The organism is Candidatus Pedobacter colombiensis (assembly GCA_029202485.1).
In the GTDB taxonomy this organism is placed as follows: domain Bacteria; phylum Bacteroidota; class Bacteroidia; order Sphingobacteriales; family Sphingobacteriaceae; genus Pedobacter; species Pedobacter colombiensis.
The window spans coordinates 3875944-3901858 of record CP119313.1 but is presented as its reverse complement, the minus strand read 5'-3'; the positions used below and the strand labels follow the sequence as shown (position 1 = coordinate 3901858).

At 40.0% G+C, this 25915-nt stretch carries 13 protein-coding genes; 8 read left to right on the top strand and 5 right to left on the bottom strand.

Annotation, left to right across the window (positions count from 1 at the left end; genetic code table 11):
* Positions 1-12345 (bottom strand): gliding motility-associated C-terminal domain-containing protein, encoded by a 12345-nt coding sequence (locus P0Y49_16355; GenBank protein WEK18363.1) that lies wholly within the window; start codon positions 12343-12345, stop codon positions 1-3.
* Between the two features lie 304 nt (positions 12346-12649).
* Between P0Y49_16355 and P0Y49_16350 the strand changes: the two genes are divergently transcribed.
* From P0Y49_16350 to P0Y49_16320, 7 genes are all read left to right on the top strand, one after another.
* Positions 12650-13168: a hypothetical protein gene (locus tag P0Y49_16350; GenBank protein ID WEK18362.1), complete on the top strand. Its 519-nt coding sequence runs from the start codon at positions 12650-12652 to the stop codon at positions 13166-13168.
* A 91-nt stretch (positions 13169-13259) separates the two neighbouring features.
* Positions 13260-14405, top strand: a complete 1146-nt coding sequence (gene porV, locus P0Y49_16345) for a type IX secretion system outer membrane channel protein PorV (GenBank protein ID WEK18361.1) — start codon at positions 13260-13262, stop codon at positions 14403-14405.
* Positions 14406-14469: 64 nt separating this feature from the next.
* Complete coding sequence (gene gldF, locus P0Y49_16340; GenBank protein WEK18360.1) at positions 14470-15198, top strand: gliding motility-associated ABC transporter permease subunit GldF; 729 nt, start codon at positions 14470-14472, stop codon at positions 15196-15198.
* Positions 15192-16865, top strand: a complete 1674-nt coding sequence (gene gldG, locus P0Y49_16335; protein ID WEK18359.1) for a gliding motility-associated ABC transporter substrate-binding protein GldG — start codon at positions 15192-15194, stop codon at positions 16863-16865. The genes gldF and gldG overlap by 7 nt, the downstream gene beginning before the upstream one ends.
* A gap of 35 nt (positions 16866-16900) precedes the next feature.
* Complete coding sequence (gene dnaN, locus P0Y49_16330) at positions 16901-18025, top strand: DNA polymerase III subunit beta (protein ID WEK18358.1); 1125 nt, start codon at positions 16901-16903, stop codon at positions 18023-18025.
* Positions 18026-18028: 3 nt separating this feature from the next.
* Positions 18029-18730 carry a DUF4397 domain-containing protein gene (locus P0Y49_16325; protein WEK18357.1) on the top strand — a complete coding sequence of 234 codons (702 nt, stop codon included), beginning with the start codon at positions 18029-18031 and terminating at the stop codon, positions 18728-18730.
* 105 nt (positions 18731-18835) lie between these two features.
* Complete coding sequence (locus P0Y49_16320; protein WEK18356.1) at positions 18836-19492, top strand: DedA family protein; 657 nt, start codon at positions 18836-18838, stop codon at positions 19490-19492.
* On the opposite strand, the gene P0Y49_16315 is transcribed toward P0Y49_16320, so the two are convergent.
* Together P0Y49_16315 and hscA are read right to left on the bottom strand one after the other, a co-directional pair.
* On the bottom strand, positions 19489-20358 hold the full coding sequence (locus P0Y49_16315; GenBank protein ID WEK18355.1) for a zinc dependent phospholipase C family protein: 870 nt from the start codon (positions 20356-20358) through the stop codon (positions 19489-19491). The two genes, P0Y49_16320 and P0Y49_16315, sit on opposite strands and share 4 nt — an antisense overlap.
* 39 nt (positions 20359-20397) lie before the next feature.
* Positions 20398-22254, bottom strand: coding sequence for a Fe-S protein assembly chaperone HscA (gene hscA / locus P0Y49_16310; GenBank protein WEK18354.1), 1857 nt, complete (start codon positions 22252-22254; stop codon positions 20398-20400).
* Between the two features lie 268 nt (positions 22255-22522).
* On the opposite strand from hscA, the gene P0Y49_16305 reads away from it, so the two are divergent.
* On the top strand, positions 22523-23488 hold the full coding sequence (locus tag P0Y49_16305) for a hypothetical protein (protein WEK18353.1): 966 nt from the start codon (positions 22523-22525) through the stop codon (positions 23486-23488).
* A gap of 9 nt (positions 23489-23497) precedes the next feature.
* Here the strand turns inward: P0Y49_16305 and P0Y49_16300 are convergent, their stop codons facing one another.
* On the bottom strand, positions 23498-24571 hold the full coding sequence (locus tag P0Y49_16300; protein WEK18352.1) for a DUF3810 domain-containing protein: 1074 nt from the start codon (positions 24569-24571) through the stop codon (positions 23498-23500).
* Positions 24571-25905, bottom strand: a complete 1335-nt coding sequence (locus P0Y49_16295) for a dihydroorotase (GenBank protein WEK18351.1) — start codon at positions 25903-25905, stop codon at positions 24571-24573. The genes P0Y49_16300 and P0Y49_16295 overlap by 1 nt, the downstream gene beginning before the upstream one ends.
* Positions 25906-25915: the final 10 nt, after the last annotated feature.

The following is a 25915-nucleotide window of genomic DNA, read 5'->3' as shown; positions in this document are numbered from 1 at the left end:
TTATCTTATAATAGTAATGTTTCCAGATATTGGCTTGCCATATTCTTTTAAATCTAATATATAATAATACACCCCAACTGGGAGCGGACTTCCTTTATATGTTCCATCCCAATCCAGGTCTCTTGCATTTGCTTCAAATAATTTTGTTCCATATCTATTAAAAACTTTGATGATGGCACCTCGATAATTATCAATGTTTTTAATAGACCAGGTGTCGTTTATACCATCTCCATTTGGCGAAAAAGCATTCGGAATTTGTATGGGTTTTAATACCTTCACAAAGAATTCATCAACTGCTATACATCCCGTGGTACCTGTAACTGTCAACGTGTATTTGGTATCTTTAGTGCCTGTAAATAGGGGGCTTTTCAGTGTATTGTCATTCAATCCTATATTCGGCGTCCATAAATACTTAAGATTATCACCTGTAACATTCAGAGGATCTAATACTTTACTTTCTCCTTGAAACACATATACATCTGGACCCAATTCGACTGTTGGTGGTGGTATTATCTTTACATTTATCTTATCACTTACCAGAATGCAATTTGAATTCTCGGCGCTGCTAAGGGTTATATCTACACTTCCTATTGTTTTATCATTATTGCTAGGTACATAGGTGACATTCAAGGAAGAATTGTTGGGTAGGAATATACCTGTTCCTGTGCTTGTCCACTTAACAGCGGGACTTGTTGACTGACCTCTTAAAACTAAACGTTCATACCTGCATATTGCCTTGTTGCCACCCGCCGAAACTATTGGTACTGGTGTAATTGTTAGATGGAATGAGGATGTAGCGGGTATGCATGAATTGGTATTGGTAGCAGTTAACGTTAAAACCACATCTCCGGCAGCTTTATCTGCATCAGATGGAACATAAGTTCCTGTCAATGAGTTGACACCGGAAGGAAAAATACCGCTGCCACTCGTAGTCCAGATTCCTGTAGTACTCCCGCCACTAACTGTGCCATAAATTTCTATGACTGAATTGTTTGCACATACTGTTTGATCATTTTTAGATGTAACAATCGCCGGTTTATTCACGATCACAGTGGTGGTTGCTGGAGCCGAACATTGTCCAACTGTTATTTTGACTGAGTAGACTCCCTCATTATTTAGTGTAACGTTATTAATTATAGGATTTTGTAGATTAGAAGTAAAACCATCTGGACCAGTCCAGGCATAAGTAGCCCCATTAACATTTTGTGCAGATAGTATTAATGAGTTTCCAACGCAAATTGGACTGTTATTGGTAACAAGTGGTGTTACAGGTACTTGATTGAGTACAGTCATGACATAGTTAACCGCGACCCCATTACAACCAGCAAAGGAAGGTTTGATGGTATAAGTGATTGTTCCGTTGCTTGGTAAAGAATTATATAAGGTTTGCGCGGGGATGTCCCCTGTACCAGAAGCAAGGAAGCCAGTAATACCAGTTGAGGCTGTAGCTGTCCAGGTGAAGGTTGTTCCAGTCACATTTGATTGCAGTAAAACTGCGCTGGAACTTGACGTAGAACATATAGTTTGACTTAAAGGGGTATTGATTACTCTGGAAGTAGGATTAACTGTAACGGTATACCTAAATATTGGTCCGTTACACCCGTTTATAGTAGGTGTAATATCATACGATACTAATATTGGAAGGTCGGTCGTATTAACTAAAGATTCTGTAATAGCATTTCCATTCTGTGCAATTACTGCGGCATTATTTATGCCTACAACTGTGGCCCTGCTCCACGTGTAAGTCATACCGCTAACATTGCTTGTGATTAAATAATTTTGAGCAGTATTATTACAGATAGTAGAAGTGGTTGCACTGGTAATATTTGAAGTTGGATAAACGACTAAAGTGTAAGTAAAAGCTTCGCCATTACAACCATAGGCTGAAGGAATAATTTTGTACGTTACTGAAATAGGCACCAAAGTAGTATTAATTAATGCTTCTGTGATAGGGCTTTCAGTCTGGTCGCTTACTGTTAAATTGCTGATGCCGGCAACAGCCGCTCTACTCCAGGTAAAGGTAACATTGGCCACATTACTGGTAATGGTATAATTTTGAGTTGTATTGTTGCAAATATTTGCAGTTGCAGGACTGGTAACAGTTGGTGTCGGATTTACTTTTACGGTATAAGTGAAAGAAGGTCCGCTGCAGCCATTTATAGATGGCACAATATTATAAATTACATTTATGGGTAGGTTGGTTGTATTTACTAGCGTCTCTGTAATTGTGCTGCCATTTTGTGCATTTACGGCAGTATTGCTGATGCCTGTAATTGCTGCCCTGCTCCATGTAAAAGTTGCTCCGCTGGCATCACTGCTGATAGTATAGTTTTGAGCTGTATTGTTGCAAATATTTGCAGTCGCAGGACTTGTAACAGTAGGTGTTGGGTTTACCGTTAGTGTATATGTAAACATTGGCCCGTTACATCCGTTAGCAGATGGGGTAATTTCATATGCTACAACTATTGGAGCCGAAGTTGTATTCACCAGTGTCTCTGTAATTGTGTTGCCATTTTGTGCATTTACGGCAGTATTGCTGATACCTATAACTGTTGCTCTGCTCCATGTAAAAGTTGTTCCACTTACATCACTTGTAATAGTGTAGTTTTGAGCTGTATTGTTGCAAATATTTGCAATTGCCGCACTGGTAACAGTTGGAGTTGGATTCACTGTTACTGTATAATTAAAAGTTGTTCCACTACAGCCATTAGCAGCTGGGATAATCTCATATGTTACAACTATTGGAGCTGAAGTTGTATTCATCAGCGTCTCTGTAATTGTGTTGCTATTTTGTGCATTTACGGCGGTATTGCTGATGCCTGTAATTGTTGCTCTGCTCCATGTAAAAGTGGTTCCACTTACATCACTTGTGATGGTATAATTTTGAGCTGTATTGTTGCAAATAGCTGTCGAAGCGGGGCTTATTACAGTTGGAGTTGGGTTTACTGTTAGCATATAAGTAAACATTGGTCCGTTACATCCATTTAATGAAGGGATGATTTCATACACAACATTTATCGAAGCCGCAGTTGAATTCACCAAAGTTTCTGTGATTGAATTCCCTAGCTTAGCAGTAATCATCGGATTGCTAATACCTGTAATTGCGGCTCTACTCCATGTAAAAGTTGCTCCGCTGGCATCACTGGTGATGGTATAGTTTTGAGCTGTATTGTTGCAAATATTTGCAGTCGCAGGACTTGTAACAGTAGGTGTTGGGTTTACCGTTAGCGTATAAGTAAACATTGGCCCGTTACATCCGTTAGCAGATGGGGTAATTTCATATGCTACAACTATTGGAGCCGAAGTCGTATTCACCAACGTCTCTGTAATTGTACTGCCATTTTGTGCATTTACGGCAGTATTGCTAATGCCTGTAACTGTTGCTCTGCTCCATGTAAAAGTTGTTCCACTTACATCACTTGTAATAGTGTAGTTTTGAGCTGTATTGTTGCAGATAGTTGACGAAGCTAGGCTGGTTACAGTTGGTGTTGGGTTTACCGTTAGCGTATAAGTAAACATTGGCCCGTTACATCCGTTAGCAGAGGGAGTAATTTCATACACTACATTTATTGGAGTTGAAGTTGTATTCACCAACGTCTCTGTAATTGTGCTGCCATTTTGTGCATTTACGGCTGTATTGCTAATGCCTGTAACTGTTGCTCTGCTCCAAGTAAAAGTGGTTCCACTTACATCACTTGTGATGGTATAATTTTGAGTTGTATTATTACAAATATTTGCAGTTGCAGGACTGGTAACAGTTGGAGTTGGGTTAACTGCTAGCGTATAAGTAAACATTGGCCCGTTACATCCGTTAGCAGATGGGGTAATCTCATACACTACATTTATTGGAGCTGAAGTTGTATTCATCAGCGTCTCTGTAATTATGTTGCTATTTTGTGCATTTACGGCAGTATTGCTGATACCTGTAACTGTAGCTCTGCTCCATGTAAAAGTGGTTTCACTTACATCACTTGCGATGGTATAATTTTGAGCTGTATTGTTGCAAATATTTGCAGTAGAAGGACTAGTTACAGTTGGTGTTGGATTAACTGTTACCGTATAATTAAAAGTTGGTCCACTACAGCCATTAGCAGATGGGGTAATCTCATACACAACATTTATTGGAGCTGAAGTTGTATTCACCAACGTTTCTGTAATGTTATCCCCGGTTTGTGCGGTAACGAGCGTATTATCAATGCCTGGAACGACTGCTCTGCTCCAAGTATAGGTACTGCCATTTACGCTTCCGGTAATCTGATAGTTTTGGGCTGTATTGTTGCAAATAGTTGCCGAGGTTAGGCTGGTAACATTTGGTGTTGGGTTTACTGTTAGTGTATAGGTAACCATTGGCCCATTACATCCATTTAATGAAGGGGTGATCTCATATACAACAGAAATTGGTGCAGAGGTTGTATTCATCAAGGTCTCTGTAATTGAATTCCCTAACTGAGCAGTAATCATCGGATTGTCAATTCCAATAATGGCTGCTCTGCTCCATGTAAAAGTTGTTCCGCTGACATCACTTGTGATGGTGTAGTTTTGAGCTGTATTGTTGCAAATATTTGCAGTCGCAGGACTTGTAACAGTAGGTGTTGGGTTTACCGTTAGTGTATAAGTAAACATTGGCCCGTTACATCCGTTAGCAGATGGGGTAATTTCATATGTTACAACTATTGGGACCGAAGTTGTATTCACCAACGTTTCTGTAATGTTATCCGTGGTTTGTGCATTAGCCAGTGGATTATCAATGCCAATAACAGCCGCTCTGCTCCAGGTATAGGTGCCGCCATTTACGCTTCCGGTAATTTGATAGTTTTGAGCTGTATTGTTGCAAATATTTGCAGTCGCAGGACTTGTAACAGTAGGTGTTGGGTTTACCGTTAGTGTATAAGTAAACATTGGCCCGTTACATCCGTTAGCAGATGGGGTAATTTCATATACTACAACTATTGGAGCCGAAGTCGTATTCACCAACGTCTCTGTAATTGTGCTGCCATTTTGTGCATTTACGGCAGTATTGCTGATGCCTGTAACTGTTGGTCTGCTCCATGTAAAAGTGGTTCCACTGACATCACTTGTGATGGTATAATTTTGAGCTGTATTGTTACAAATATTAGCACTTGTCGCACTGGTAACAGTTGAAGTTGGGTTAACTGTTAGCGTATAAGTAAATATTGGCCCGCTACATCCGTTAGCAGATGGGGTAATCTCATACACTACATTTATTGGAGCTGAAGTTGTATTCATCAGCGTCTCTGTAATCATGTCGCCATTTTGTGCATTTACGGCAGTATTGCTGATGCCTGTAACTGTTGCTCTGCTCCATATAAAAGTTGTTCCATTTACATCACTTGTGATGGTATAATTTTGAGCTGTATTGTTACAAATATCAGCACTTGCCGCACTGGTAACAGTTGGAGTTGGGTTAACTGTTACTGTATAAATAAAAGTTGGTCCACTGCAGTTGTTCGCAGATGGGATAATTTCATATGTTACAACTATTGGAGCTGAAGTTGTATTCATCAGCGTCTCTGTAATCGAGTTACCATTTTGTGTATTTACGGCAGTATTGCTGATACCTGTAATTGTTGCTCTGCTCCATGTAAAAGTAGTTCCACTTACATCACTTGTGATGGTATAATTTTGCGCAGTGTTGTTGCAAAGTGTAATACTTGGATCACTGGTAATTGTTGGTGTTGGGTTTACCGTTAGCGTATAAGTAAATATTGGTCCGTTACATCCATTTAATGAAGGGATGATTTCATACACAACATTTATCGGAGCAGCAGTTGAGTTCAGCAGCGTCTCTGTAATGCTATTTCCCGATTGTGGCACTGCTGCTAAATTATCAATTCCAGCAACAGCTGCTCTGCTCCATGTAAAAGTGGTTCCGCTGACATCACTTGTGATGGTGTAGTTTTGAGCTGTATTGTTGCAAATATTTGCAGTCGCAGGACTTGTAACAGTCGGAGTTGGGTTTACCGTTAGTGTATAAGTAAACATTGGCCCGTTACATCCGTTAGCAGAGGGAGTAATCTCATACACAACATTTATTGGAGCTGAAGTTGTATTCACCAACGTTTCTGTAATGTTATCTCCGGTTTGTGCATTTACGGCAGCATTGCTAATTCCTGTAACTGTTGCTCTGCTCCATGTAAAAGTTGTCCCGCTGACATCACTTGTGATGGTGTAGTTTTGAGCGGTATTGTTGCAAATAGTTGTCGAAATTGGGCTGGTTATGGTTGGTGTTGGGTTTACCGTTAGTGTATAGGTAAACATTGGCCCATTACATCCATTTAATGAAGGGGTGATCTCATATACAACATTTATTGGAGCTGAGGTTGTATTCACCAATATTTCTGTAATGTTATCCCCGGTTTGTGCATTTACGGCAATATTGCTAATGCCTGTAACGGCTGCTCTGCTCCATGTAAAAGTGGTTCCACTGACATCACTTGTGATGGTGTAGTTTTGAGCTGTATTGTTGCAAATATCAGTACTTGCTGCACTGCTAACGATGGGAGTTGGATTAACTGTGACTTCATAAGTAAACATTGGTCCGTTACATCCGTCAAAAGATGGGATAATCTCATATATTACAACAATTGGAGCTGAAGTCGTATTCATAAGAGACTCTGTAATCGTGTTGTCGTTTTGGTCATTCACGGCAGTATTACTGATTCCAGCAACAGCTGCTCTGCTCCAGGTAAAAGCTGTTCCATTGACATCCCCGGTTATGGTATAGTTTTGCAGAGTGTTGTTACAGATTGTCGAGGTTGCTTCGTTCGTAACTCTTGGTGTAGGGTTTACAGTTACCCGATATGTGAACAACGGTCCATCGCATTGATTGGCTGTTGGTAAAATTTCATAAACTACTTCTATCGGAGCTGAAGTAGTATTCTCCAGTGTTTCTGTAATCGTGCTACTGTTTTGTGCAGTTACTGCTAAGTTGCTGATACCTGTAACTGCCGCTCTGCTCCATTTAAAGGTGGAGTTGCTTACATTGCTGGTAATAGGATAATTTTGGGCGATGTTATTGCAAATGATAGCATCAGAAGCACTGGTTACAATCGGAGTTGGATTAACGGTTAATTTATAGGTGAAAACTGGTCCGTCACAGCCGTTTAATGAAGCTGAAATTTTGTATAGTACATCAATCGGAGCTGAGGTATTATTTACCAGTGCCTCGGTAATTGAATTGCTGGCTTGTGCAACAACAGCAGGGTTATTGATTCCGGCAACTGCAGCCCGGCTCCAGGTAAATGTTGATTCTGAAACATTACTGGTGATGGTGTAATTCTGAGTAGTGTTGTTGCATATTTCTGCCATAGGAGCACTGGTAATCTCAGCTGTAGGAATTACAGTTACCTTATATGTAAATACAGGACCGGTACAACCATTAGCAGAAGGAGTAATTTCATAAATGACTTCTACAGGAGCTGGCGTTGTATTTACTAATGTTTCTGTAATGTTATCTCCGGTTTGTGCAGTAACCAGCGGATTATCAATGCCCGGAACAACTGCTCTGCTCCAGGTGTAGGTACTGCCACTTACATTTCCGGTAATCTGATAGTCCTGGGCTGTATTGTTGCAGATAGTTGCCGAAGCGGGGCTGGTTACGGTTGGAGTTGGGTTTACTGTTAGCGTATAAGTAAACTTTGGTCCGTTACACCCATTTAATGAAGGGATGATTTCATACACAACATTTATCGGAGCTGCAGTTGAATTGACCAGTGTCTCTGTAATGATATTTCCCGATTGTGCTGTTGTTGCTAAATTATCAATCCCGGCAACTGCAGTTCTGCCCCATGTAAAAGCTGTTCCGTCTACATCACTTGTAATGATGTAATTTTGAGCGGTATTGTTGCAAATCGTTGCAGCAGCAGGGCTGGTTACCTTTGGAGTTGGGTTTACGGTTACAGTATAAGTAAATGCAGGGCCATTACAGCCGTTGGCTGATGGATAAATGGTATATTTAACGTCGACAGGGGCATTTGTCGTATTGGTTAATGTTTCCGAAATAGATCCGGTTTGGTTGTTTACGGCTATATTACTGATGCCTGCAACAGTTGCTCTGCTCCAGATAAAAGTTGTTCCATTGACATCCCCGCTTATGGTATAGTTTTGCGGAGAGCTGTTACAGCTTGTTGAGCTTGGTTCGCTCGTAACTCTTGGTGTAGGGTTTACAGTTACCCGATAGGTGAATAACGGTCCATCGCATTGATTGGCTATTGGTAAAATTTCATAAACTACTTCTATCGGAGCTGAAGTAGTATTCTCCAGTGTTTCTGTAATCGTGCTACTGTTTTGTGCAGTTACTGCTAAGTTGCTGATACCTGTAACTGCCGCTCTGCTCCATTTAAAGGTGGAGTTGCTTACATTGCTGGTAATAGGATAATTTTGGGCGATGTTATTGCAAATGATAGCATCAGAAGCACTGGTTACAATCGGAGTTGGATTAACGGTTAATTTATAGGTGAAAACTGGTTCGTCACAGCCGTTTAATGAAGCTGAAATTTTGTATAGTACATCAATCGGAGCTGAGGTATTATTTACCAGTGCCTCGGTAATTGAATTGCTGGTTTGTGCAACAACAGCAGGGTTATTGATTCCGGCAACTGCAGCCCGGCTCCAGGTAAATGTTGATTCTGAAACATTACTGGTGATGGTGTAATTCTGAGTAGTGTTGTTGCATATTTCTGCCATAGGAGCACTGGTAATCTCAGCTGTAGGAATTACAGTTACCTTATATGTAAATACAGGACCGGTACAACCATTAGCAGAAGGAGTAATTTCATAAATGACTTCTACAGGAGCTGGCGTTGTATTTACTAATGTTTCTGTAATGTTATCTCCGGTTTGTGCAGTAACCAGCGGATTATCAATGCCCGGAACAACTGCTCTGCTCCAGGTGTAGGTACTGCCACTTACGTTTCCGGTAATCTGATAGTCCTGGGCTGTATTGTTGCAGATAGTTGCCGAAGCGGGGCTGGTTACGGTTGGAGTTGGGTTTACTGTTAGCGTATAAGTAAACTTTGGTCCGTTACACCCATTTAATGAAGGGATGATTTCATACACAACATTTATCGGAGCTGCAGTTGAATTGACCAGTGTCTCTGTAATGATATTTCTCGATTGTGCTGTTGTTGCTAAATTATCAATCCCGGCAACTGCAGTTCTGCCCCATGTAAAAGCTGTTCCGTCTACATCACTTGTAATGATGTAATTTTGAGCGGTATTGTTGCAAATCGTTGCAGCAGCAGGGCTGGTTACCTTTGGCGTCGGATTTATTGTTAAGGAGAAAGAAGCAGATGCCGCAGGGCAACTACCAAAAGGGGCAATTGTATTTGTAATCAGATAGGTTCCGGGAGTACTCAGTTGAAGATCAATTTCACCAGTAGTTGGGTTCGAAAATACCAATCCGGCAGTTGAACTAAAGATTCCTGCACTACTACCTACAGGGAAGTCAGGAAGTGCCTGACCAGTTTGATTCTGGCAATAAGGGCTTGTATAGGTAAATGATGCATCTGGAGCCTCTGTAATAGTTATTTCAGAACTGCTGGTATAAATACAAGTTGTATTTGTTGAAAAGGTAATGGTATAGGTACCAGCTGCGCTGGTGCTTAGGTTAATTTTACCGGTTGAAGAATCCATTGTGAGTCCCGCTGGAGCACTGGAAAAAGTTCCTCCCGCAGGATTTACAACTGTTGGCGTTGGATTGGAGCCCGTTTTACAGAAAGTACCGGATGCATAATGAAAACCTGCATCTTCTTCAGGGGTAACGGTTACTCTAACAGACGTATATGGGCCTGGACATCCTTCAGGAGATATTGCTTGAACACGATAAGTCGTGGTTGCAGTTAAGACTGGCGTGGTGTAAGATGGTGTAGAAGTCAGTAACACTCCAGCCATTGTATACCATCGGTATAAACCTCCGGGGGCTGTCGCCGTTAAAGTTGTAGCCTTGCCACTGCATATTGTTGCTTCTGAAACAGTTGGTGCAGCTGGAAGGGGCGGTACTGTTACTGTTACAGCTGTGCGGGCGCTTGTACAATTATTAATGGTTGTTTCAACATAGTAGGTGGTAGTTGTGGTTAATATAGGCGTGGTATAATTTGCATTCGATGCAAGGAGACTTCCTGCGACTGGAGCATCATACCATTTGTAATTTCCTCCGGGGGGCGTTGCGGTTAAAGTAGTTGATGTACCACTGCAGATTGTTGGATTTATAGCGGTTGGAGCAACGGGGGTAGGATTTACCGTAACGGTGACAGGGTTGCGGGGACTAATACAGCCATTTACAGTGGTCTGAACGTAATAAGTCGTTGTAGCTAATAATGCAGGTGTTGTAAAAGTATCATTGCTACTTAAAAGTGTTCCGCCGGATATGGCAGTATACCATTCGTAATTTCCGCCCGGGGCCGTTGCAGTCAGCACTCCGGCATTACCGCTACATATCGTAATACCTGTCGCAGTTGGCGCTGCCGGTATAGGGTTAACCACAACATTAACAGCTGTTCTGGTACTTGTGCACCCGTTAACTGTAGTCTGTACATAATAAGTTGTGCTTCCGGTTAATGTTGGTGTGGTATAGGTGGGGCCTGTTCCCAGAAATGTTCCGCCTATAGAGGCACTATACCATTGGTAAGTTCCCCCTGGGGCAGTTGCAGTTAGGGTGGTGGAGGTACCACTACAGATGGCCGCTCCTAATACAGATGGAGGAACCGGAATTGCATTTACGGTCACAGTAACTGGTGTACGTGCGCTGGGACAACCATTAACTGTAGTTTGGACATAATAGATAGTTGTTGCTGTTAAGGCAGGAGTGGTAAATGTACTGCTGCTGATTAAGGGAATTCCACCCGATGCAACATCAAACCACTCATAGTTTCCGCCTGGTGCTGTTGCAGTTAATGTGGTAGATGTACCATTGCAAATTATTGCATTTGATGCTGTTGGAGCAACTGGGGTAGGATTAACCGTTACGGTTATAGCTGTTCGGGCACTGGTACAGCCATTTACAGTAGTCTGAACGTAATAGGTTGTTGTAGTTGTTAATGCTGGTGTAGTAAAGGTGCTGTTGCTACCTAAAAGTGTTCCGCCAGATGGGGCATTATACCATTCGTAATTTCCACCAGGAGCTGTTGCAGTGAGTACTCCGGCATTACCACTACATATCGTAATACCTGTTGCAGTTGGTGCAGGCGGTATAGGGTTAACCTGAACGGTAACTGCTGTCCGTTGGCTTGTGCAGCCATTCATAATGGTTTGCACATAATATGTTTTATTTGAAGTCAGCGTAGGGGTAGTGTAGTTCGCATTATTACTTAATAAGTTGCCGTTAGTTGCCGCGTCATACCATTGATAAGTACCGCCAGGAGCTGTAGCACTGAGAATTGCCGAACTGCCGCTGCAAATTGTGCTGCTGGTTGCTGTAGGTGCGGCAGGAGTTGCTGCTGCTGATACGACGATAGATTGAGGTATTGATGCACAATTGGTATTGTCAGAAACAGTCACAACATAAGTTCCAACATTTGTTGCGCTTATAGAAGAAGTGGTATTAGGTAAAGGGGCTCCATCTCTGGTCCATGAATAGTTGTATGGGGGATTACCGCCTGTTACGGAGGTTGATAGCGTTGTGGCTGTTCCGCTACATATTACCGTGTTTCCGGGATTGAAAGAAACCTGCATGCCGGGTACAACGTAAACCCTTACAATAGCCGATCGTTGGTTTGGACATGTAGATACTGTTCCGCTAACCTTGTAATCTATATAGGGAGGTGCTGTTGAGCCTGCAGTAAATGCTGTGGTTGCACAACCAGATTGGCAACTTAAGAAGGAATTGTATGCGCCTGGTGCGCCAGGATACACCGATGTCCAGACGGTTGAGGAAGGATCTATACCAATAACACTTAGCGGCATGGAACATCCAGTTCTAACTGTCATATCGCCTGATGTTGATACTGCGGTTGAAGCGGTTATCGTATAATCTATGACATCATTTCCATTTTTACAAAAGGATAAACGGACTTGTGTTTTCCCACTGATGCAGGCCGGAGTACCAATAGGGATTTGAGGACCACAATCAATTGTATAAAAAGCTGATGCAAGTTTACTGGAACTAAAACTGACCAGATCGGTAGCCGGATTCAGTGTGATGTTAAAAACGATACAACTACTACCGCCACAATCAGTTCCTGATCTACGGTATCCATTATAGGTTTTAGTGATGTTAGGAGAAGCTGTTAAATCAACATCAATTGTGTTTGTGGTTTGTGCAGATCCAGATGTGTTAAATAGGAAAATAAATAGGAATAAAGGGAGCCACCTTAAAATAATTGACATGATAAAAGGGTGATATAGAGGTAACATGATTAACTTTATTCCCTGTTTAATATAGGACCAAGTTAATATTTTTCTTGAGGTGAACAATGAAATTTTTTTTAACTAAAAAACATAAATATGAATCCGAAAAAGATATGGTCAAATTTAACAATCTGGAACGAACAACGAAGTTTTATACTGCTCTGGGATTTAAATTCAAAGGGAGGTCTGAAGACCTGACAAGCTTTTTGGTAGGCGAGAATAGCGGTTTAGATTTGTGATCACAGCTATATTTTATAATATTGTGGTTCTTAAATAAGGACTAGTGAAAAAAATAATATTAATTGCCGCTGCAAGTTTTTTAATGCTCCATCATGCTAACGCACAAACGAAAAGAAATGAATCCAAGATCGGTTTGGGTATTGATTTTGCTTTTCCTGTTGGAAATTATAAAAATATAGCTGACTACGGAGCTGGTGCTTCCTTGCTTTATCAGAAGCCTGTTGCAGAAAATTTAAACATCACCGGGAATATCGGTTATTTAAGATTTCATGGCCCGGCAATTTTATCAAATATTAAATATAAAGAAGGTTTTGTACCTATAAAAGCAGGAGCAAGATATTTTATTCTACCATATATTTATGGTGCAGGTGAACTTGGTGTGGTTTTATCGACGGCCACAGGAGCCGGGGCCGGAACAGCATTCGCTTATGCTCCAAGATTGGGTACAGAATTTCCGGTAGGTACAACCGGAACTGTAGACATAGGGGTAAGTTATGAAAGCTGGTCGAGAAGTAGTGGTACACTTTCATCTGTTGGACTAAGGGCGGGATATAATTTTTAGAAACGTTGTTAGCTTGGGTAAGGCAAACAATCAAGATGATAGATCTGTCAAATAATCTGTATATTTCCTGCGTAAATCTTTCGTTTATAGGATGAAGTGTCGTGTTTTTCTATTTTTTTATTTCGCTTTTTGCATTACGGTTTCGGGGCAGATCAATATCAATGGAAGTAGTTCTAATGCAATTACTACTGCTGTTCCATTTTTAACGGTTATCCCGGATGCCCGATCAGGTGCGCTTGGTGATGCAGGGGTGGCAATTTCGGCAGATGCCAATGCTGTTTATGCTAATCCTGCAAAACTTGCATTTTCAGAGTTGAATACCGCTTTTTCTTTATCCTATAGTCCATGGCTGCGTAATTTTGGTAAGGATATGAACCTGGCTTATGCCAGTTTTACACATAAAATAAATGATAGAAATGCTTTCGGAGTAGCGTTAAACTATTTTAATATGGGAAGTGTTGATTTGTTTGATGCCAACGCAAATGCATTGGGAAAATATACACCAAGTGATTTTTCTTTTGAAACGGCCTTCTCCAGAAGACTGGGCGAAAAATTTGCATTGGGTATATCCTTAAAATATATTCATTCCGGACTTGCACCTTCCTTTGTTGACGGACAGCAACTACAATCTGTAAATGCTATTGCTACAGGTGTCTCTTTATATCACACGAGTAAGGTGACTCAGTTTGGGAAGGATGCGATCTTTTCATTTGGTGCGAATTTATCAAATATAGGAACTAAAATTAGCTATTCGGAAACCGGTAAAACCAGTTTTATGCCAACAAATCTTAAAGTTGGTGCAGCCAATAGTTGGCTTTTAGATGATAAAAGCATGCTTACTTTAACCTTAGACCTGAACAAACTTTTGGTTCCCACTCCGCCCTTAAGGGATGTAGATGGTACAATTATTTCGGGTAAGGATGATGATGTTTCAATGGTTTCAGGAATGTTTCGATCGTTTAATGATGCTCCTGGTGGGTTTAAAGAAGAATTGAAAGAGATCAGTTATTCGACAGGTTTGGAATTTTGGTACGACAAGCAATTTGCCTTAAGAGCAGGTTATTTTTATGAAAGCCCGGACAAGGGAAATCGTCAGTACGCTACCTTGGGTGCCGGTTTTAAGTACAGTATGGTCGAATTTAACTTTGCTTACATTGCTGCAAACCAAAATAAAAGTCCTTTAGCGAACACACTTCGTTTTTCCCTTTTGTTTAATCTGGACGTGAGTAAAAATTAAGTGACATCCTGGTTGACAAAAATTCCTCCTAATTTTCTAACTTCGGCGTCATTAATCTGAATGCATGTACGCAGTTTTTAAACGGGAATTATTTAGTTTGTTAAATTCACTGATGGCTTATATCACCATCGGCGTTTTTCTATTGGCTTCGGGCTTATTGCTTTGGTTTTTTCCTGATACCTCTATACTGGATTATGGTTATGCCGAACTAACTGGTTTTTTTAGTTTAGCACCCTTTTTATTTATGTTTTTAATTCCCGCGATTACCATGCGCTCTTTTGCTGAGGAGCGAAGAGAAGGGACTTATATTTTATTGGCCACAAGGCCACTTACCGATTGGCAAATTATATTGGCCAAATATTTAGCCTGTTTAGTGCTGGTGCTTTTTGCGCTAATTCCTACATTGATCTACTATTATTCCATATCACAATTGGGCTTGCCCAAGGGGAATATAGACACAGGCGCTGTAATTGGTTCTTACATAGGTTTGTTGTTATTGGGCTCGGCATTTACAGCTGTGGGTATTTTTGCATCTTCAATTACAAAAAATCAGGTTATTGCTTTTGCTGTTGCCGTGTTCATTTGCTTTATTGTTTATAATGGTTTTGATGCCATGAGCCGGATATTTGCTTTACAATATTTTGAATCATTGTTGATTGGTTTAAGTGTAAATGAGCATTACCAGTCTATAAGTCGCGGGGTGCTGGATACGAGAGACCTCGTTTATTTTATCAGTTTTGTCATGCTGTTTTTAGGGTTCACCAAGTTTGTGATCGGGGGTAGAAAATGGTAAAGAACAAATATTTTAAGGCGGCTATTTTTGTATTGGCAATTGTATTGATAAATATTGCTGCTCAATATTTTTATACAAGAATAGATTTTACAAAAGAGCGGCGTTTTACGCTTAATGATAAGTCTAAAGAGATTTTAAAAGCTGCAAAGCATCCTATAAGCATTACCGTTTTTTTAGATGGAGATTTGCCTGCGGCATTTAAAAGACTTAAAAATGCTACGAATGATTTGCTGACCGACTATAAGGCTTATGCAGGGACAGATATTAAAGTGATATTTGCTGATCCTATTGCCGGTTTATCCGCTGCCGAACAGGATACCGCGATTAACAACTTGTACCATGCCGGCATTGAAGCTACTACATTGAACATTAAAAATGATAATGGCTTTGCACAAAAGACCATTTTTCCGATGGCTATGATTGTAGCTGATGGTAAAAGATATCCTGTAAAGCTCTTGCAAAATCTGGATGTAACTGGTAATTACGAAGAGAATATCAACAACTCGATCCAAAACCTTGAATATGTGTTTACTTCAGGGATACAAAAAGTGCTGACCGGGCAACATCCACGTATTGGCTTTACTGAAGGAAATGGAGAGTTGTCTGATCACTTTTTAAGTGATGCGATTAAAAGTCTTTCCGAAAGTTATGAGGTAGGGCGAGTAGACCTGAATCTAATTGATAAAAGTGGATTGGATAAATTGAAATTATTGGTAGTTGCCAAGCCACAAAAAGAGTATACCGAGGCAGAGAAATTCAAAATTAATTATTTTGTAATGAATGGGGGGCGGGTGCTTTGGTGTATTGATCAGGTAAGTGCAGATTTAGATAGCTTAAAGGGGAGGCCGGAAGAATTGGCTTTTAACAAAAAGCTAAATTTAGACGATATGTTGTTCATGTATGGTGCACGGGTAAATTACAATCTGCTTGCCGATGCCAACTGTGCCGAGATACCTTTAACAATGGGTGGTCCGCAGGGACAGATCCAGATGGCTCCCTGGGTGTTTTATCCACTGTTGATGCCTGATACCGCTAGTTATCTTGTGAAAAACATTGATAACATTAAAGGTGAATTTGTAAATACCGTAGATACGATAGGTGTAAAGGGCGTAAGCAAGAAGGTTATTTTGCACAGTTCGGCGTTTAACAAGGTTTTTAATACACCTAAGATGCTTTCTTTACAGATGGTGGCCGAGCAGCCTGATCCGAGGGATTATGCCAGTGTGCCGCAGTCGGTAGGGGTATTACTGGAAGGTACCTTCTCTTCCGTGTTTTTGAATAGATCTGTTCCTGCTAGAATTGAAGAACAGTATACTGTGCCAGCATTGAGTAAACCGACTAAAATGATTGTCATAGGCGACGGGGATATTTTTAAAAATCAGGTAAGCAGTAAGGATGGATCGGTCTTCCCATTGGGATTTGACCGCTATACACAAAGAAATTTTGGGAATAAGGCCTTATTGTTAAACATTGCCGATTATTTAGCAAATGATGATAATTTAATCGTCTTGCGCAATAAGGAAGTTAAAATAAGGTTATTAGATAAGGCAAAGTTGCGTACTGAAAAGTTGCAATGGCAGCTGATAAATGTGCTTGCGCCTTTATTATTGTTAATATCATTTGCAATTTTTCAACATTATTACCGTAAACACAAGTATGCGAGGTAATTTTTATATTTTTGAGAACTGACTAGATCATAACTATGAGATTTATTGTATCCACATCAACGCTTTTAAAACATTTGCAAACAGTTAACGGTGCATCAAGCAGCAGCACTGTGTTGCCTATATTGGAAAATTTCCTGTTTGAGATTAAGGACGGAAATTTAACAATATCTGCTACGGATTTGCAAACCAGCATGACGACTTCTTTACCTGTAGAATCTAAAGAGGGTGGGAAGGTTGCTGTGCCGGCAAGAATATTATTAGACACTTTAAAAACACTACCTGATCAACCGATCTCTTTTAATATTGATGATAGTACTTTCTCAATTGAGATTAGTGCAGGTGATGGTAAGTATAAATTAAGTGGTGAAAACGGTGACGATTTCCCGAAAATACCGGTTGTTGAAAATGCTTCTTCGGTAAATTTACCGGCTTCTGTTTTAACTGAAGCGATTACGAAAACTATTTTTGCAGTAAGTAACGACGAACTTCGTCCGGCTATGACGGGTGTTTTTTGTCAGCTTTCTGATCAACACATTACTTTTGTAGCTACCGATGCTCACAAATTGGTAAGATACAGGCGTATGGATAGCAAAGCAGATAAGAGCTCTTCATTTATCTTACCTAAAAAGGCATTGACTTTATTAAAAGCAGCGTTGCCATCTACAGATATCAATGTATCGGTTGATTACAATGCAACGAGTGCCTTTTTTAAATTTGAAAATATTAACCTGGTTTGTCGTTTAATCGATGAGCGTTATCCTGATTATGAAGCGGTAATTCCTGCTAATAATCCTAATAAATTGGTTATAGACAGAGCTTTGTTTTTAAATACTTTGCGCAGGGTGGTTATTTTCGCAAATAAAACCACGCACCAGGTAAGATTAAAAATCAATGGTAGTGAGTTAAATATCTCTTCCGAGGATCTTGATTTTGCAAATGAAGCACATGAGCGCTTAAGCTGCCAGTATGAAGGTGAAGATCTGGAAATTGGTTTTAATGCTCGTTTCTTAATTGAGATGTTGAATAATTTAAGTGGCGAAGAAGTAACATTAGAACTTTCTACTCCGAACAGAGCGGGTTTATTGATCCCTCAAACTAACGATGAGAACGAAGATGTATTGATGTTGGTGATGCCGGTTATGCTAAATAATTACAATTAACATATGAAAAGACTTTTTTTATTGTCATCAAAGACCAGGATGGCCTTTATGATTGCTTGCTCGAGCATTATGCTGTTAGCTTCATGTGGTAAAAAAACTGAATATGAACCTGAACCAGTTGGGGAGTTAGATATTAAAGCTGTAAATACAGTTTTTGGTGGTCCAAATCAGGATTTTCTGGTAAACGGTGCCGTAAAAGTGACTGGCTTAGCATATGGTGATGCTTCTGCCTATGTTAAAATTACCTCAGGAGTAAGTACGCTTGGTTTTTATGATAGCGGGAATACGACTAAAATGAATGCCGGGGGATCAATCCAACTTTCGATAGGTAACAAGGTAAGCGTTTGGTATTTTAAAACTCAGTCAGGTGAATTAGCTGCAATTCCGTATAACGATGCGGTAACCATTCCTACAGTTGGAAAGGCAAAGGTGAGATTTATTAATTTCAACAATATGTCGAGTAGCAGTAACTCCATTTCTGTGGCGGTTGTGGGCGGTTCGGGTACACTTGTACCGGCTATTGCATTCACCGAAGGGTCTGCTTTTTTTGAAGTAGATCCGGGAGCTAAATTTAATTTTACAGGTACGGGCGGTGTTGCCGGACCTGCTTTTGATGGTGCTCTGGCTGCCAATAAGATTTATACCATTTGGATTGATGGCACTTCTGCTACAAACCTTACAGGTCATATTGTTGCAAATAACTAATTCTTCCGGAAGGCACTTCCTGAAGAATTATTATGACAATTCTATTCTTAAAAATATCATGGTTATTGCCATGATATTTTTATTTTTGGGCTTAATTTATAGGATTTGGAATTTTTCACTTTTTTAATAGACTTCCTGCTGCATATTGATAAGCACCTGGAAGAGATCATCAGAGACTACAGTACCTGGACGTACGCAATTCTTTTTCTTATCATTTTTGCTGAAACCGGCTTTGTTGTTACCCCTTTTTTACCGGGAGATTCACTGCTATTCGCAATGGGAGCCTTAATTGCAGGTGAAAATACAGGCTTAAGCATTTGGATAATGATGGTCTTGCTAATGGCAGCCGCAATTCTGGGGAATTCTTTAAATTATAAATTAGGAAGCTTCTTTGGTGTAAAGGTATTTAAACCGGAGAATAAGATTCTTAAACTCGATTATTATAACCAGTCGCATGAATTTTTTGAAAAACATGGCGGTAAGGCAATTATATTCAGTAGGTTCTTACCTATTTTTAGAACAATTGCGCCTTTTGTGGCCGGTGTTGCAAAAATGCCTTTCGGTAGGTTTACCTTTTTCAATATCATTGGCGGAGTGGCCTGGATTACAAGTTTACTGATGGCCGGATATTTACTGGGACAAATTCCTGTAGTGAAAAAGAACTTCGACGTAGTAATTATTGTTATTGCCGTAGTAACTTTCTTCCCTGCTATATTTGCTGCCATTAAATCAAAATTTAAGAAAAAAGAGCCGGTAGCTTAATCTTCCAAATCTATAATTGGTTGCCCGGCATCAATCCATGCCGAGTACCAATAAGAACCTATATATAATATTGACGAACGCATTTGGCGCTCGACCATGTTTTCCATTCCATCATGATAGGCTTTTGAATAGGCAAAGGAATATTGTTTAGTAACCTGGTCTTTCCTTTTCGAATAACTGTATTTTTTATAAGCCGGAAAACGGGCACTAAGTTTTGCTTCGAAACTTAGTACGGTATCTACCATGGTATGTGTATTTTTTACAATTTTCCAGGCTGTTCTTAAGGGGCTTTCAATGTATTGCGCAGTACCTACCACATAATTGTAACGTTTAGCAAATAATTCTGGTAATCTGCTTTCCCAAAAAGCGTGGATGCCTGGTTGATTTGTCAGCTGGCCATTGTGGTTTTGTGTAGTATGAAGCGGTACATGGGCATCAGCAATATAATGTCCGATATAAGCCGAATAGATCTGTATCTTGTGCGAATCTTTGTCTTTAAAGGCATTTACCAATTGGCCGTAGGTTTTTTGGATTTGCCAGGGGAGTATGCCGTTTTGATTTAATTTAACCAATCCGTATTTTTTTACGGCATCCTCCCATTTGTATGGAATGCTGTCAATATGATCCTCATACAATTCTACATCCAGATAATGTCTTGGAGCTTCCGCTGTGTCTGCATACCTCCGTTTATCCGGATCTACAGCATGATCTGTAATGTATTTGATATGCTGCTTGTAAAATGGATTAATGTCGGCAGGAAGGGTAAAAACAGCCAATTTATTGATTTGCATATGGGCATAGAAGCCCCATGAGCTGCATAGGATAAAAACAAAAAAAAGGCTTACAGTAATAAATGCATGTTTCATTACTGTAAACCTATATCAACAAGGCTATTGCCTGGTTATTTATTCGATACTTTTTCCCTTCATAGCCGAAGAAACGGCTACATCCATTACTCTTTCTGCAAATGGCCGGGTAAACTCATTTAATTCATCAGCCTTTTTAAGGATCTCGTCTTTCTCTGCTTTAGTTAAGGCAGTTTTTAAGGCTTCTATATATGTTTTTGTATTTGTAATCTCGGTTTCAGTAAGGTATACCGCGTGCTTTTCAATAAAGCGTTCGGCAGTATATACGAGTTGCTCCCCCTCACTACGGGCTTCAATCAGCATTCGCTGTTCAACATCACTTTTGGCATGGGTAATGCTGTCGACTAGCATTTTCTCAACTGTATCATCGGTTAAACCGTAACTTGGTTTGATGTCTATTTCTTGCTTTACGCCTGAGCGTAGTTCGATGGCCTGAACGGTAAGTATACCATCAGCATTGAGGATAAAGTTGATGTCGACCTTTGGTAATCCTGCAGGCATAGCAGGGATTCCTTTCAGGTCAAACTCTGCCAGTTTCCTGTTTTCCTTCACCAGGTCGCGCTCTCCCTGAAAAACAGAGATTTTCATGTTTACCTGCCCATCTAATGAGGTAGTATATTGACGACCTGCTTTGGTTGGTACCTTGGCATTTCTGGGAATGATCACATCCATTAATCCACCCATGGTTTCGATACCCAGCGAAAGGGGAGTTACATCTAATAATAAGATGTCGGAACGATTTCCTGCAAGGATATCAGCTTGTATTGCTGCACCAAGCGCTACCACCTCATCCGGATTGATCTGGTCATGAGGTTGACGGCCAAAGAAATCTGCTACCTGTTTTTTAACATAAGGGGTACGCGTAGATCCGCCAACCAATACCACCTCGTCAATTTCCGCTATAGTTAATTTTGCATCACTCAATGCCTGTTTGCAGGAGTTGATGGTTTCATTAACCTTAGCAGCAATCAATTGCTCAAATGTTTGTTTGTCAATCGTACACCAGATATCGCCCATTTTTTCGTTAAATAGGTTTTGGGTAGTCAATGCTTTTTTCGCAGCTTCTGCTTTTAATCTTAATGTTTGCATTAAAGCTGGATTTTCGGCCAGTTGAGCGGTATTTATGTTGTTTTTTTCTATCCAGTAATGTACAATGGCGCGGTCAAAATCATCGCCACCTAAAAAGGTATTTCCATTGGTTGACAGGACTTCGAATATGCCGTTTTGAATGGATAAAATGGATACGTCAAATGTTCCACCACCTAAATCGTATACCGCTATGGTTTTTTGCTGGGTAGGATCGAGGCCTAAGCCATAAGCCAGACTAGCAGCAGTAGGTTCGTTAACGATCCTTAAAACATCTAATCCGGCCAGGCGACCCGCATCACGGGTAGCTTGACGCTGACTATCGTTAAAATATGCAGGAACAGTAATCACAGCACGATTTACAGGTGTTTTTAAAGCATGCTCGGCTCGCGCTTTTAATTCTTTTAAAATCTCGGCCGACAATTCAATCGGGGTATAGAATTTATCTGCGGCCTTGATTTTTACCAGAGAATCGTTTTCGTCATCTATGATTTTATATGAAAATGTATCCTGATGACCGGCTACATCTTTATAAGAACGGCCCAATAACCGTTTTACAGAAAATATGGTGTTCTCCGGATCTGTTGTCAAAAATTCTTTGGCTTCATTGCCTACAAGTGTATCGCCCAGTTTGTTAAAATGAACCACCGAAGGCACTAATAAGCCTTTTCCGGTATCATTAATTACCTGGGGGTTTTTATCAGGATTGATGAAAGCGACTAAGCTATTGGTCGTTCCTAAATCAATTCCAACGATGATCTCTTCTTTTTGTAGTGAACCTGTTGCCAGGTTAATGGATATCTTTGCCATAGTTTGGCAAATTTAGGAATGTTTCGGGTTTATTTTGTTTTAAGGTTGTAATGTTTTGCCCTTCTGTCTAATTTCTAATCTGCTTTAATAATGTCTCTCATTGAAAAGTAAACGGGATTATATTTTAGATTGTGGTATTCCTTGATAAAGGAACCGTGTTTTATTTCGTTATTATTAGCTGAAACTGCTAATTGCGCTGAATTTCATTTGAATAGGGTTTATATATGATGATCATGGTACTTTTGGTCGTGGCCTTAATCAGCAATAGATGTCCGAAGAAACAAGTGCGTTTGTACAGCGAAAACCAAAACAAAAAGCCAAACGAAAACCCGCCAGGAGGGATGATGAACTCTGGAAGGGGATTTTAGCTGACGTTTTTGAAGATTTTCTTCGGTTTTTTTTCCTGGATGCAGATGAGCTATTTGATTTTAAAAAGAAATTCGTTTTTCTTGACAAAGAATTCAATAGACTATTTCCACCAGAAGAAAATGCCGTTGGAGTACGATTTGTAGATAAGTTGGTAAAAGTTCATTTAAAAGATGGAGGTTCTAATTTTATATTGATACATGTAGAAATACAGGGCAGTAAAGGACACGAAGAGCTAAGTTCGAGGATGTTCCGCTACTTTTATAGAGCCAAGGATAAACATAATGTCTCCGTTACAGCATTCGCTATTTTAATAGATGATATCAAAAGTTATCATCCCCAAATATATAAAGAGGAGTATTTGGGTACCAAGCTAAGCTACGAGTTCAATACCTATAAACTTTTACATCAGGATGAAGCAAAACTAAGGGCAGACCCTAACCCTTTTGCTATAGTGGCGCTCACAGTTTTAATGGCATTAAAAAACAAGAAAATTAGTGACGAAGGTTTAAAGTACATCAAGATTGATTTGGCGCATGAATTAATTAAAAGAAAGCTGAATAAAGTAAAACATGAAAAAATTATGGCTTTCCTTGCTTATTACGTGAATTTTGAAAACCCCGAAATGATGATTAAATTTGAAGAAGAAGTTCAAAAACTAACTGGAGAGACTACACCTATGGGAGTCAAAGAGATATTATTGGAAAGACGTTTAAGAGAAGGAATTGAAAAAGGTCGTCAGGTAGAGCGAGCCAAAGCGTTAGAGGAAAAGAAGGCCATAGCCCATAATCTCAAGAATAAAGCTGTCGATCTTAAGATTATCGCTGAAGCCACTGGTCTATCTATAAAAGAAATCAAATCCCTTTAGACAGCTATATTAGTTATTGAGTTCTTTTTTGTGGATATTATACAGCCATAATACAATATCCTGATAGCTTTCGGTCCCTTTGGGTTGATTATTAAGCTTTAAAAACCTGTCGAAAGCTACATCCATGTATGCAAACATATCGCTGTTGTACTTTTGCCAGAAATTTCTGTCGGCTTTTAAGTCATTTATAGTTATAGGGTTAATTGTTGTATAAAGCCTTTCATAGTCCTCTGGTGATTTAATCCTGATTTCAAATAGGATATTCTTCAGCATTTCATAAGTTGCAGAATATCGAAAATAAGGTTCCTTGCTATTACTAGCTACCAGGTAGCCAACAAGGTTAGCTTCATCTTCTCTTGCAACACCCAGCTGATGGGCAATTTCGTGACAGGTTACAAATGGTAGGGAGGTGCCAGGTAAGCACATATTAACATTCGCTTCGCCAGATAGGGGACTGTAATAGCCTTCAATACCTATCTTTGTAATGATCCAACTGTTTAATACCGGTTTTACCGCTTGTGATTTGTAAGTGAAGAAAGCATTTTTTTGCTGCATACCATTATATGCTTCTTTGGCTTTTTCCCGTAGCTGTTGAATGTTATAACTTTCTTTTTTAATTTGTTGAAGGCTGTTTAACCGATTGATGAAATATTCGCCCAAGGAGACTAGTTGTGGAGTGGTGTATTTTTCATCGCTAATATCCAGTTGCCTGGCAATGGGTAACCGTGAATAATTAAGTCCCCATAATATTTTAAAGACCAGATAAAGAATCATTAAAAAATTAAGTGCCTGCAAGGTGATATTGCGCCAATCTATTTTCTTTAATCTATTTTGCGCTAGTTTTTTATAAAAGAGATACAGACTTCTGATGACGTAAAGAATCAGAAGGAGATAAAGGAAATCGCCCAATGCAAAAGGCAAAAAACTGCTGATATAGCGTTGTATAACCGATGTAACCGGGTATGTTCCTTGAGCATATAAATGTTCTACCCATTGGTATTTGAAGCCAAAAGCATATACCATCGCCGAAAGGATAAGCAGCAATATAAATTGCTTCAATTTTGGCGGATATGCAGTGTTCATCAGCGGTTAAAGGCCAGACGTTTTCCGGTTTCCTGTGTGGTGAATCTACCTTTTTGATAAGCCAGATTTCCTGATACAAAAGTATGTGAGATTTCGGCCTGGAAAGTTTGACCTTCAAAAGGCGACCAACCACATTTGTACAGTACATTTGTTCTGGTTACTTTAAAAGGATCGTTTAGGTTTACCAGTACCAAATCGGCCCAGTAGCCTTCCCTAATAAAACCTCTTTTATCAATATTAAAGCAGGTAGCTACGTTATGCGCAGTTTTTTCGGCTATTTGTGTTAAGGATATTTTATTTTGGTGATACATCTCGAAAAGTGCAGGCAGAGCATGTTGAACCAGTGGTCCACCTGAAGGAGCCTGTAGATAAGGTTGTTCCTTCTCTGCTATCGTATGTGGGGCGTGGTCGGTAGCGATAACATCGATATACCCATCCAATAAACCCTTTAGGATACCTGCTTTATCTGTTGCGGTTTTAACTGCAGGATTCCATTTTATCCAGTTGCCTTTGGTTGCATAATCCTGATCGTCAAACCACAGATGATGTATACAAGCTTCAGCAGTTATTTTTTTATCGGCAAGTGGTGTCTTATTGTCGAACAAGGCCACTTCTCTTGCAGTAGAAATGTGTAGGATATGCAGACGTGTCTGGTATTTTTTTGCCAGTTCTACAGCTAATGAGGATGATTTGTAACAAGCCTCGGCACTGCGGATCAACGGATGCATATCTATAGTGATATTTTCTCCGTATTTCTCCTTGTATTCGGCAAGGTTACGTTGTATGGTGTGTTCATCTTCGCAATGCGTAGCCACCAGCATTGGTGCTTCTTTAAAGATGTTTTCTAATACTTTCTCATTGTCGACCAACATATTCCCAGTAGATGAGCCCATGAATACCTTGATGCCGCAGACATTTTTAGGGTCTGTTTTGAGTACTTCATCGAGGTTGTTGTTGGAGGCACCCATAAAAAATGAGTAGTTGGCCAGCGACATTTCTGATGCGATGGCATATTTATCGGCCAGTAAATCTTGAGTTAGTGTGTTAGGTACAGTGTTGGGCATCTCCATAAAAGAGGTGATCCCTCCGGCCACTGCAGCCATACTTTCCGAAAAAATATCAGCCTTGTGGGTTAACCCCGGTTCTCTGAAGTGTACCTGATCATCAATCATTCCCGGAAAAAGGTGTAATCCTTCCGCATTGATCTCCTGATCGGCAGGAGTATCAATATTTGGAGCGATCTTTTCAATAAAACCGTTTTTGATGAGGAGGTCGGCGACAACAATTTGCCCTTCATTTACAATTGAAGCTGCTTTTATCAGAATGGTGTTCATACTTCAAAGT